The sequence below is a fragment of the Flavobacterium sp. LK-23 genome, assembly GCF_058135255.1.
On the sequence record NZ_JBYUVT010000002.1, the window covers coordinates 191117 to 203165 of the forward strand.

14 protein-coding genes are annotated in these 12049 nt (G+C 32.8%); 11 read left to right on the top strand and 3 right to left on the bottom strand.

All coding sequences use genetic code 11. The features are described 5' to 3' along the window. Positions 1 to 84: 84 nt before the first annotated feature. Entirely contained in the window at positions 85 to 942 is an 858-nt protein-coding gene (gene nadC, locus AC3Y25_RS04280; protein WP_489901857.1) for a carboxylating nicotinate-nucleotide diphosphorylase, read from the bottom strand. 205 nt (positions 943 to 1147) lie between these two features. Here nadC and AC3Y25_RS04285 point away from each other — a divergent pair, with 205 nt between their 5' ends. From AC3Y25_RS04285 to rlmH, 7 genes are all read left to right on the top strand, one after another. Continuing rightward, positions 1148 to 2248 (top strand): DNA alkylation repair protein, encoded by a 1101-nt coding sequence (locus AC3Y25_RS04285; RefSeq protein WP_489901858.1) that lies wholly within the window; start codon positions 1148 to 1150, stop codon positions 2246 to 2248. A gap of 251 nt (positions 2249 to 2499) precedes the next feature. Next, positions 2500 to 3381, top strand: coding sequence for a pirin family protein (locus AC3Y25_RS04290; RefSeq protein ID WP_489901859.1), 882 nt, complete (start codon positions 2500 to 2502; stop codon positions 3379 to 3381). Positions 3382 to 3383: 2 nt separating this feature from the next. Beyond that, a complete protein-coding gene (locus AC3Y25_RS04295) occupies positions 3384 to 3779 on the top strand; it encodes an OsmC family protein (RefSeq protein ID WP_095927723.1) in 396 nt (131 codons plus the stop codon). Positions 3780 to 3785: 6 nt separating this feature from the next. Then, complete coding sequence (locus AC3Y25_RS04300) at positions 3786 to 4070, top strand: GNAT family N-acetyltransferase (RefSeq protein WP_489901860.1); 285 nt, start codon at positions 3786 to 3788, stop codon at positions 4068 to 4070. Between the two features lie 411 nt (positions 4071 to 4481). Next, positions 4482 to 5897, top strand: coding sequence for an amidohydrolase family protein (locus AC3Y25_RS04305; protein ID WP_489901861.1), 1416 nt, complete (start codon positions 4482 to 4484; stop codon positions 5895 to 5897). Positions 5898 to 6069: 172 nt separating this feature from the next. After that, positions 6070 to 6372, top strand: coding sequence for an antibiotic biosynthesis monooxygenase family protein (locus AC3Y25_RS04310; protein WP_489901862.1), 303 nt, complete (start codon positions 6070 to 6072; stop codon positions 6370 to 6372). A gap of 208 nt (positions 6373 to 6580) precedes the next feature. Then, positions 6581 to 7054 carry a 23S rRNA (pseudouridine(1915)-N(3))-methyltransferase RlmH gene (gene rlmH, locus AC3Y25_RS04315; protein ID WP_035648259.1) on the top strand — a complete coding sequence of 158 codons (474 nt, stop codon included), beginning with the start codon at positions 6581 to 6583 and terminating at the stop codon, positions 7052 to 7054. Between the two features lie 30 nt (positions 7055 to 7084). On the opposite strand, the gene AC3Y25_RS04320 is transcribed toward rlmH, so the two are convergent. Both AC3Y25_RS04320 and folP read right to left on the bottom strand, forming a co-directional pair. After that, a complete protein-coding gene (locus AC3Y25_RS04320) occupies positions 7085 to 7717 on the bottom strand; it encodes a hypothetical protein (protein ID WP_489901863.1) in 633 nt (210 codons plus the stop codon). A 149-nt stretch (positions 7718 to 7866) separates the two neighbouring features. Beyond that, positions 7867 to 8700: a dihydropteroate synthase gene (folP, locus tag AC3Y25_RS04325; protein ID WP_489901864.1), complete on the bottom strand. Its 834-nt coding sequence runs from the start codon at positions 8698 to 8700 to the stop codon at positions 7867 to 7869. 227 nt (positions 8701 to 8927) lie between these two features. Here folP and AC3Y25_RS04330 point away from each other — a divergent pair, with 227 nt between their 5' ends. The 4 genes from AC3Y25_RS04330 (at position 8928) to AC3Y25_RS04345 (ending at position 11940) form a co-directional block, all read left to right on the top strand. Further along, complete coding sequence (locus AC3Y25_RS04330) at positions 8928 to 9470, top strand: DUF1599 domain-containing protein (RefSeq protein WP_379800619.1); 543 nt, start codon at positions 8928 to 8930, stop codon at positions 9468 to 9470. A gap of 72 nt (positions 9471 to 9542) precedes the next feature. Further along, positions 9543 to 10643, top strand: coding sequence for a BT_3928 family protein (locus AC3Y25_RS04335; protein ID WP_489901865.1), 1101 nt, complete (start codon positions 9543 to 9545; stop codon positions 10641 to 10643). Between the two features lie 140 nt (positions 10644 to 10783). Further along, positions 10784 to 11239, top strand: coding sequence for a hypothetical protein (locus tag AC3Y25_RS04340; protein ID WP_489901866.1), 456 nt, complete (start codon positions 10784 to 10786; stop codon positions 11237 to 11239). Between the two features lie 41 nt (positions 11240 to 11280). After that, entirely contained in the window at positions 11281 to 11940 is a 660-nt protein-coding gene (locus AC3Y25_RS04345) for an alpha/beta hydrolase (RefSeq protein WP_489901867.1), read from the top strand. The last annotated feature ends 109 nt before the right edge of the window (positions 11941 to 12049 follow it).

Genomic DNA, 12049 nt, shown 5'->3' on the forward strand with positions numbered 1-12049 from the left:
TTTTTGATTTTAGATTTCAGAGTTCTGATTTTAGATTTTAGATTTACAAAACTCATAACTTATAACTCAAAACTTATAACTTCCTTAAAACGCTTTCAAACTCAAATCCATATTATAAACAGAATGCGTTAAAGCTCCAGACGAAATATAATTTACACCGCATAAAGCATATTCGCGAACTGTTTTTTCGCTAATATTTCCTGAAGATTCTGTCTGACATTTTGTACCAATTAAAGCGACAGCCGTTTTGGTATCTTCATAATTAAAGTTATCAATTAGGATTCTATGAACACCATCACTCAATAAAATTTCTCTAATTTCATCTAGATTGCGGGCTTCAACAATAATCTTTAAATCCAGATTATTTTCCTTTAAATATTCTTTAGTTTTAGAAATAGCGCGAGTAATTCCGCCAGCAAAATCGATATGATTGTCTTTCAACATGATCATATCATACAAAGCATAACGATGATTTTCTCCTCCGCCAATTTTTACAGCCCATTTTTCTGCAACTCTAAAATTTGGAGTTGTTTTACGTGTATCTAATATTTTTGCATTTGTCCCTTCCAAAAGCTGCATTAAATGGTTTGTTTTTGTTGCAATTGCAGACATTCTCTGCATCGTATTTAAAACAACTCTTTCTGCTTTTAGTATAGATTGTGAGCTCCCAGAAACTTCAAAAACAATTTCGCCATACTCTACACGCGTTCCATCTTCGATAAAAGTTTTCACTTTCAGCTTCGGATCTACATGCTCAAATATCATTTTAGCCAATTCAACACCAGCAATTATCCCTTGATCTTTTACCAATAATTTAGCCTGACCGTGTGCTGTATCAGGAATACAAGCCAGCGAACTGTAATCGCCTGGACCAACATCTTCTCTAATGGCATTACTGATTAAAAGTTGTAATTCTGCTTGAAATTGAGCTTTGCTTATCATTTTTCTGTTTTTAATAATAATGCTAAATTAGGATATATTTTATGGATTTGAAAGTTCTGACAACATGAAAAATCACATAAAACATTAAATATCTCTTTTTTAACCATTAAGATATTCCGAAAAATAAAGTTACAATTCTTAACAAAACTTAATCTACTAATAAGCGTTCAATTAAATATCTTTGAAGTTCAATCAAACAAAATTTATGGGATTAATTAAAGATATTTACTCGGTTTCTTTTTACGAAAAATTTGGTCAAGCTGTCGCCGAAGTGCATCCTTCATTCAACAAAAAGAAATTCATCGATACCATTTATGAAGGTGATTTTATTCAAAAAGAATGGAAAGAACGAATGAAACATACTACAGTTGTACTTCATCAATTCATGCCTCAAAATTTCGTAGAAGCCACTTCTTTAATTGATAAAATCATCGAAAATTTAAAGAGAAATAATTTTGCAGACAGCAATTTGGCTTTCATTTTCTTTGCCGATTATATCGAAATGTATGGTTTAGATGATTTTGAAACTTCAGCGAAAGCCTTTGTTTCTATAACACAATTTATAAGCTGCGAATTTGCCGTTCGTCCTTTTATTTTAAAATATAAAGAACAAATGATCAGAGAAATGATCCAATGGTCATTCCACGAAAATCATCATGTTCGCAGATTGGCAAGTGAAGGTTCTCGCCCCAGATTACCTTGGGCAATGGCAATTCCGTTTCTTAAAAAAGACCCCTCGTCTATTCTTCCAATTTTGGAGAACTTAAAGAATGATCCCTCAGAATATGTCCGCAGAAGTGTTGCCAATAATTTAAATGATATTGCAAAAGATAATCCGCAGATTGTGTTAGAAATCGCCAATAAATGGAAAGGACACAGCAAAGAAACCGACGGAATCATCAAACACGGATCTCGAACTTTACTAAAACAAGGACATCCTGAAATTTTAAGTCATTATGGTCTAGAAAGCACTGATATTGAACTTTCGTCATTTGAGATTAAAACACCAATTGTAAAAATCGGAGATTATCTTCAGTTTCAATTTCATTTAAATAATAAAAACGAAGAACCGAAAACAATCCGTTTAGAATATGCTGTCCATTACAAAAAAGCAAAAGGACATTTGGCGAAAAAAGTCTTTAAAATTAGTGAGAAAGTTTATCATCCGAATCAATTAACTAAGATTGAAAGAAACCAGTCTTTTAAGCTCATTACAACGCGAGTTTTTCATACTGGAATTCATCAATTATCGATTATTATAAATGGAACTGAGAGTGAAGTTTTGGAGTTTGAATTGATTGATTAAACAGAATCTCTTTATTATTGTCAGACTGAGCGAAGTCGAAGTCCCGCAAAGTGATTCAGCATGCGGGACTTCGACTTCGCTCAGTCTGGCAAAAATACACTTCACTTTACAATAACAAAAATGAAATAAATTATTCGAAGGTTTTCCTTACTTTTATAATTCAAAAATCCAAAAATAACTTTTCTTAATCTAAATTAAGTTACAGAGACGCATCACAACTGTAATTTTGTTTTCAAATCAAATAATACCACATGTCAAATATCAGTTTAATTATCGAAGAACGTGCTGCCAATATTGGCAACTTTATGGTAGGCCGTTTATTGCCTTTCCGTGAAAAAAGAGCTGTCGGACCATTTGTATTTATCGATCATATGGGACCTGCACATTTAAGTGATCACGAAAATATGGATGTTCCTCCACATCCGCATATCGGACTTTCTACTCTTACATTTTTGTTTGAAGGAAGCATTATGCACCGCGACAGTTTAGGAACAGAACTAGAAATAAAACCAGGCGCCGTAAACTGGATGACAGCGGGTAAAGGAATCGTTCACTCCGAAAGAACTCCTGAATATTTAAGACATTCAGACAAAATGCTTCACGGATTGCAGATATGGGTGGCGCTTCCAAAAGAATTGGAGCAAATGGAACCTAATTTTACGCACGTTGAAGCAGATGATATTCCGGCTTGGGAAGAAGATGGCGTTTCATATAAATTAATTGCTGGTGAAGCTTTTGGCAAAAAATCTCCGGTTCCTGTTTATAGTCCGCTATATTTTATTGAAATTAAAAGTAAAGAAGCGAAGAAAATCAATATTGGACATCATTTATTTGGCGAAAGCGGTTTGTATATTCTAGATGGAAGCATTAAAAATGGCGAACACACTTACGATCCGAGACAAATTCTGATTACAACTGAAGCTTCTCTTTGCGAATTCGAAATTGCCGCGAATTCGATTGTATACATCTTTGGCGGACAGCCTTTTCCTGAAGAACATTTTATCTTTTGGAACTTCGTTTCATCTGACAAAAACCTCATCGAAAAAGCAAAAACAGATTGGACAAATCAAACTTTCCCGAAAGTTCCAGGAGAAACTGAATTTGTGCCATTACCAGAACCAAGAATCAAATAAATATGGATACAGTAAAAGCTACAATAGACACCCGAAAATATCGCACAGAAATAACTTCTAAAACAGGAAATATTCTAATTGCCGACGAACCGCAAGAAATGGGCGGAAAAAATTTAGGCTTTAGTCCGTTTGAACTCCTAGCTTCTTCTCTAGCTTCTTGCACTTTAATTACATTAAGAATGTACATTGACCGCAAAGCTTGGGATGTTTCAGAACTTACAATCTGGGTAGATTTTGAAAAGAATGAAGAACATACCGTTTCTTTGTTTTCAACCAAAATCTTAATTACAGGAAATGTAGACGATGCTCAAAAACAGCGTATTTTGAAAATTGCTAACAGCTGTCCTGTTCATAAAACACTTATAAATACAATTAAAATAGAAACTTCTTTAGTATAAAACAATATGGAAATTCAACAAATAAACGATACAAGAAAAGGCTATTTTGAAGCCCTAGAAGACGGACAAGAAGCCGGAAAAATGACTTACACTTGGGCGGGAGATTCAAAATTCATAATTGACCATACCGAAGTAAGCCCAGATTTTAACGGAAAAGGCGTTGGTAAAAAATTAGTTATGGCTGCCGTAGAATATGCAAGAGCAAACAACTTAAAAATTATTCCGCTTTGTCCGTTTGCCAAAAGCGTTTTTGATAAAGTTGAGGAAATTCGTGATGTACTTTTTTCGTGAGTTTCTAAGGTTCTGAGATGCTAAGGTTCTAAGTTTTTTTAACCGCAAAGTTCGCGAAGGATTACGCAAAGTTCGCAAAGTTTTTTTCGTAAAGCTTTGCGAACTTTTTCGTTTACATTAAGTCAAGCTTGGAATAAAACTTTGCGAACTTTGCGGTAAAAAAAACTGGTTATGCCCGCAGTAGAGTTTTTCTTAATCGCAGAGAACGCGAAGGATTACGCAAAGTTCGCAAAGTTATTTTCACAAAGCTTTGCGAACTTTTTCGTTTATATCAAGTTAAGCTTATAATAAAACCTTGCGAACTTCGCGATAAATCTTTGCGCTCTTTGCGGTAAAACTCACCACAACAAAAAACAAATTTTCAAAATTCTCCGAAAACTCGTATATTTGCGCGTAATTTAATCTTAGAGTATGACAAGAATAATTACGCTTTTCTGTTTTTTTATAGCACAAATTGGCTTTTCTCAATCGGCTGAGAGTTATTTAGAAAAAATCAGAAATAATGAAGCTCTCTTAACGGCTTTCTTTCAACAAATGCCTAAAGGAGGCGATTTACACCACCATTTTTCAGGATCAGTTTATGCAGAACCTCTTTTAGAAAGAGCTATTGCAGAAGACTTTTATTTAAATTTGGAAACTATGGCAGTTTCTAAAACCAAACCCGAAAAAGGAAACTGGCAGACTTTTTCTTCTATAAAAAATGATGGAAAACTAGATTATTACGAACAGCAGATCATGCAAACTTGGTCGGTAAAAGATTATAATGGCTCTGTCCCTTCTGATGATCAGTTTTTTGATTCTTTCATGAAATTTGAACCCGCTATCGCGGGGCATTTTGCAGAAGGAATGTTAGAATTAAAAAAACGCGCCATTGCCGAAAATGTAAGTTATATAGAAACACAATTATCTACAATTCCATGCGATATGAATGTTTCGGATTTAACCGATTTCAATACCAAACTTCGCCAAGCTGCAGAACAGAAAGATGAAAAAGCAGTTCTGAAACTTTTGGATGAATTGTATAAATCACTTCAGAAAAAAGAGGCTAAAAAATATGCTGAAGATTTCAACACTAATTTCATTGCCAAGCTGCACAAGGAATTAAAAATGGATGACGATAAATTCACGATGCGTTATCAAAACTTTGTGCTTCGTTTTATGGAACCGGTAGATTTGTTTAAAAATCTGGTTATTGCTTTTATTTCGTCAAGCGAAAGTAAATTAACTGCGGGTGTAAATATCGTTTCTCCAGAACACGGACAGACTTCTATGAAAGATTACTGGTTGCACATGGTGATGTTTAAATACTGTCATTCCAAATTTCCTGATGTAAAATATACGCTTCATGCAGGTGAATTGACTTTAGGTTTAGTTCAGCCAGAAGAATTAACATGGCACATCAACGATGCTATTTATGTTGCAGGTGCAAACAGAATTGGTCACGGAGTTGATATTGCTTACGAAGCTAATTCGTATGATTTATTGAAGTACATGTCTCAAAAAAATATTCCAATTGAGATTAATTTAGTAAGTAATGAATTCATTTTGAAAGTAAAAGAAAACAGACATCCATTTACACTTTACAAAGAATTTAATGTGCCAATTGTAATCAGCACAGATGATGCAGGAATTTTAAGAAGCAATATGACAGAACAATATGTTTTACTGGCAAAAAGATATCCTGATGTAAATTACGAAACAATTAAAAAATACGTTTATAACAGCATTAATTACAGTTTTATTCAAGACGCATCAGTAAAAAACCAATTAATAAAAGATTTAGATAATCGTTTTAAAACTTTTGAAGCGAAGTTTTCTAAAAACTAATCTAAAATCTGTGTAAAAATTTCACGCAGATTTTAAACGGATTAAGGCTGATTTAATGCTGATTTTTTTTACCAAAATACTAAAAATAAAATCAGCTTAATCTGCAAAATCTGCGAGATTATATTTTTTTCCGGCAGATTTGGCAGATCCAGCAGATAAAATTCCTTTAAATATGATACTAGAAGCAGCATTTCTTTACGTAAAACCAGACTTAGCAAATCAATTTGAAGCTGATTTTGCGAAAGCAAGTCAATACATTTCTTCAATTGATGGTTATTTAGGGCATCGATTAGAGAAATGTCTCGAAGTCGAAAACAAATATCTTTTATTGGTCGATTGGAATACCCTTGAAGATCACACAGTAGGTTTTAGAACTTCTGAAGCGTATCTGGAATGGAAAAAGATTTTACATCATTATTACGAACCTTTTCCAATTGTAGAGCATTTTGAAACGGTTTTTGAAAATAAAAAATAGATTTTATTTGCCACAGATTAAAAGTATTAAAAAGGATTTTCTATTTGCTGTTTTTGTCAGGCTGAGCGAATTCGAGGGCTACGTCCAATTGGAACGCCCTTCGACTTCGCTCAGCCTGACAATCTAAAGAAATCATTCTAATCCTTTTAATCTGTGGCAAAAATAAATTCGTGCCAATTCGTGCAATTCGTGGCAAAAAAATTAACCAATGAACATCAAACTTATAGCAATAGGCAAAACAGATAATAAATCGCTTCAAACATTGATTGACGATTACACCAAACGTTTGTCGTTTTACATCAAATTTGATTTGGAGATTATTCCCGATATCAAAAACGTAAAAAACTTATCTGAAAGTCAGCAAAAGGAAAAAGAAGGCGAATTAATTCTGTCTAAACTTTCTGCAACCGATCAATTGATTTTGTTGGATGAAAACGGAAAAACATTCTCAAGCGTTGGTTTTTCTGAAGAACTACAAAAGAAAATGAATTCTGGTGTTAAAACTTTAGTTTTCGTAATTGGCGGTCCTTACGGATTTTCTGAAACCGTTTATAAAAAAGCGCAGGGAAAAGTTTCGCTTTCCCTTATGACGTTTTCGCATCAAATGGTACGTTTGTTTTTTATAGAGCAACTGTACCGCGGATTTACGATTTTACGAAATGAACCTTATCATCATCAATAGTTTTTTTTGTTTCAGGTTTAAAGTTTCAAGTTAGAAAATAAATTCTACTGGAAGTGTATCAAGATTATAAGTCACGTCTTTTTGCAGTAGAATTTTATATTGAATATATTCTTCATAACTCATGTTCTTATCAAATAAAAATACTAGATCTGGTACTTTATCAAACTTTATACTGTAAAAATGTTTTAGTATTTCTGATATTTTTATTTCCTGATTTCCCATAAAAACCTGTTTTTTACCTTTTCTAAAGTAAACCACAAAACTTCCTGCTGTAGGTTTCTCCATTTTATAAAACACTTTCGTGAAAGGCAAAAAGGCTAGATTTTTCCCAATAGAATCTGCGTAGGAATAATAATTTTCGGCTTTTTCGTTCTTGTGAGCACTGTCAGCTCGCTTTTTATCCTGCATTTTGATTACTTGCGGAATTACAACTTTTAATGGCAAACGCTTGTCAATATTGAATATCCAATTGGTTGAGATAATCGCACTTTTTCTATTCAAATCGGCAATGGTATCTTTTCCTTCTTTTTTAAAGAAAATGTAAATTGGCGAATGATCTTTTACATCTTTTACGATTGAAACGTTTGATTTTGGCAATAAAACGTCTTCTTTTTTTCCACAGGAAACCAAAAGACAAATTATAAGTATAGAGAAGTATCTCATTTTATTTATTTTTTACACAAAGAATTAATACAACGTTTTTGTCATTCCGAGGAACGAGGAATCACACTCGAAACTCGACAAAGATTAGCGACATACTTTGAGGAAATACTAGTGTGATTCCTCGTTCCTCGGAATGACAAATCTATCATTTAAATAGTATTCAAACTCATTTTATTAAACAAAGTAACACATTCCACCGCTTCTTTCACATCATGCACACGAAGAATTTTTGCGCCTTTTGTCAAAGCAATTGTATTCAGAAAAGTTGTTCCATTTAAGGCTTCTTGAGGCGTAATATCCAACGTTTTATAAATCATTGATTTTCTTGAAATCCCTGCTAAAATGGGTAATTCTAAAATATTAAAAAGTTCCATTTTTTGCATGACTTCATAATTCTGATCGGTTATTTTGGCAAAACCGAAACCAGGGTCTAAAATCAAATCGTTGATTCCTAAAGCTCTCGCTTTTTTCAGTTTTTCAGAAAAATAAAAAAGCATTTCTTTAATGATGTCGTCATATTGTGTCAAACTCTGCATCGTCTGCGGATTGCCTCGCATATGCATCATGATATATGGAACGTTATAATGCGCAATTACATCAAACATTTTTTCATCCAATTCGCCTGCCGCAATATCGTTTATAATTGCTGCGCCGCTTTCGATACTTGCTTTTGCAACCTCAGCCCTAAAAGTGTCAATAGATAATAAAGTCTTTGGAAAGTGTTTTAAAATCAATTCTATTGCTGGAACAATTCGGTCAATTTCTTCTTGTTCGGTTACAAACTCAGCGCTTGGTTTGCTGGAATACGCTCCAATATCAATAAATGTTGCGCCTTCAGAAAGCATTTTATCTACTTGCGAAATAATTTCGTCTTCGTTTTTATATTTCCCTCCGTCAAAGAAAGAATTTGGCGTAACATTCAAAATTCCCATTACTTTAGGAATCGATAAATCTATAAGTTCGCCTTTGCAATTAATCGTCATGCGTTTTGTTATTTTTGTTTCATGTTTCATGTTTCAAGTTGATGCAGATTGCGTAAGTTCGAAAAGTTAAAACTTGAAACCTAAAACTTGAAACATTTTTTTAGTTTCAAGTTACTGCTGTTAACACTTTGTTTAGAAAAAACTTGAAACAAAGAAAACCGGAAACTTGAAACTCTTTAATTTAATCCTTATTTTTGAAGAAATTTTAGCAAATATACAGCATATAAATGAAGAATACTTCCCAAGAATTTGATAATGTTATCGAGGTTTGCCGAACCTTGTTCATCAATAAAATGAAAGATTATGGTAGCGCGTGGAGAATCTTAAGATTGCCATCGCTAACAGATCAAATTTTTATAAAAGCGCAACGAATCAGAAGTTTACAGGAAAATGATGTTCGTAAAGTGGATGAAGATGAAAAAGGAGAATTTATCGGAATCATCAATTATTCTATTATGGCTTTAATTCAATTGGAATTAGGCGTTGTTGATCAGCCCGATCTTGATGTTGAAAAAGCAACTGAATTATATGATGCTAAAGTAAAATTGACAAAAGAATTAATGGAAGCTAAAAATCATGATTACGGCGAGGCTTGGCGTGATATGCGTGTAAGTTCTTTAACCGATCTAATTTTGCAGAAACTCCTTCGCGTTAAGCAAATTGAAGACAACAAAGGGAAAACAATCGTATCTGAAGGTATCGATGCCAATTATCAGGATATGATTAATTACTCTGTGTTTGCTTTAATCCTAAACCCAATTACTAAATAAAATTCCAAATTTTAAATTCCAAATTCCAATGCTAAACTTGGAGCTTGGAATTTGAATTTTTAAATATTCATTATGAAAAATATCATTACTCAATTTTCCCGATTATTTGTCGGCGTATTATTTATCATTTCCGGACTAATCAAACTAAACGATCCAGTTGGATTCTCTTATAAACTAGCTGAATATTTCAGTGAACCTGTTTTCAATATGCCATTTTTAGAGCCATTAGCTTTAGGATTGGCGATCTTTTTAGTGATTTTAGAAGTAGTTTTAGGTGTAATGCTGTTGGTTGGCTATAAATCAAAACTAACAATTTGGGCTTTACTTTTATTGATTGTTTACTTTACATTCCTTACTTTCTATTCAGCATATTTTGACGTAGTAAAAGATTGCGGATGTTTTGGAGACGCTTTACATTTAACGCCTTGGCAATCATTTACAAAAGATATTGTTTTACTATTCTTTATATTGATTTTATTCATCAACAAAAAATTAGTAAAACCTTTATTCTCTAAATTGGTAACCAATATTACCACTTTAATCAGCATTGTTTTATGTGTTTTTATGGCGGTTTGGGTTATTAATCATAATCCTATCAAAGATTTCCGTCCGTATAAAGTAGGTACAAACATCGAAAAAGGAATGGAAATTCCAGAAGGTGCTCCAAAATCGGTTGTAGAAATGATTTTTATCTACAAAGTAAATGGCGTTGACAAAGAATTTACAGAGAAAGATTTAATGAATATTCCTGAAGGTGCTGTTTTTGTGGATCGTAAAGACAAAGTAATTACTGAAGGTTACGTTCCTCCTATTCACGATTTTACTATGACAAAAGATGATTCTGACTATAAAGAAGAATTATTAAAAGAGCCAAAATTGTTAATCTATGTAACTTACGATTTGAATTTATCAAATCCGGAAGGAATGAAAAAATTAGCAAAAGTTACTGCAGATGCAAAAGCAAAAGGCTACAAAGTAATCGGAATGACGGCTTCTGGAGCTGATGAAATTGTTAAAGCCAAAAAAGAATATGCTTTAGACATTGATTTCTATTTCTGCGACGGAACAGCTTTAAAAACTGTTGAAAGAGCAAATCCAAGTATTGTTGTGGTACATGACGGAACTATCGCTCAAAAAGTGCATTACAATGATGTTGATGATTTGAAATTGTAATACTTCAAAAAAAAAAAATTAAAAACGCCAGCAAACGTATTGTTTGCTGGCGTTTTTGATTTTTAGCATTCCGTCAAAAGTTAACTTTTAGATTACGGATAATAATCCTACATTTGAGCAAACCAAAAACTATTTTAACCATGAAAAAACTGCTACAGATTTCCGCTATTCTAGTTTTATTTTTTGCTGCAGGATGTGACTCGCCTCAAATAATTTGCGAAACGGGACCTTTGATTTATACTTTTGAATTTGTTGATATAGATTCGGGAACAAACTTGTTTGACAATGGCACTTTTACCCCACAAACACCCGTGACAGTAACAGATTTGAATCAAAATAAGATAATTCAAACTACTTATATGAAAAACAACAATTCAGATCGTGCTCTGTTAGTATTAGCATTTGAAACAGGAACATTTAAATATGCTGTAAATATTGGAGACAAACCTGCCTTTGAATTATCTGTTGTTACGGAGAGAATGAAAGGAAGCCAATGTAATGGTATCGTGAAAAAATCAATTGAAATTAAAAATGCTGAATATGAAGAAGAAAAAACAACTGGGATTTATAAAATTCTAATAAATACAAAAAACTAAAATCATTTTTAATTCAGCTTTACAATCCTTCAATCCAATCAATGAAAATAATCTTTCAATCACTTATTTTTGCGTTCTCCATTTTATTTAGCATTTCAGGTTTCAGCCAAACAAAAAATGAAGATCAACGTTACATTTTCTTTTTTCACAACAAATTTGTTGAAGAAAATGATTTAAATGCAGTTCATCCGGAATATGGCAGAGCAGAATACAACGAAATTTTAGAATCATTCAGAAAAGACAATTTCATCGTTTTCAGTGAAAAAAGAAAGAAAAACACCAATTCTGCCGAATATGCCGAGAAGATCGCAAAACAAATCAAAAAGCTTATAAAGAAAGGCGTCCCGCCAAATCATATTACAGTAATTGGAACTTCACAAGGTGGTTATATTGCCCAATATGTTTCGACTTATCTCTCCAATCCAGATGTGAATTTCGTTTTCATTGGTTGTTTTAGAGATGTTGATATTCAAGAAATTCCAGATATTAATTTCTGTGGCAATATTTTAACCATTTACGAAAAATCAGATATTTATGGAGTTTCTGCCATTAAAAGAAAAGAAACTTCGAAATGTAAAATAGATCATTTTAAAGAAATTGAACTTAACACAGGTCTCAAACACGGCTTTTTGTTCAAAGCGGCAGACAATTGGATTGCTCCGAGCAAAAAATGGGCAAATGGCAACTATGAATTAAATTAAGCATTGAAAAACATAAAGAAAGCCTTCAATAATTTTGATTTTATTGAAGGCTTTTTTTATTGCAATCTGACGTTTTTTTTGATTAAAATCTTTTTCCAAAAATAAAATT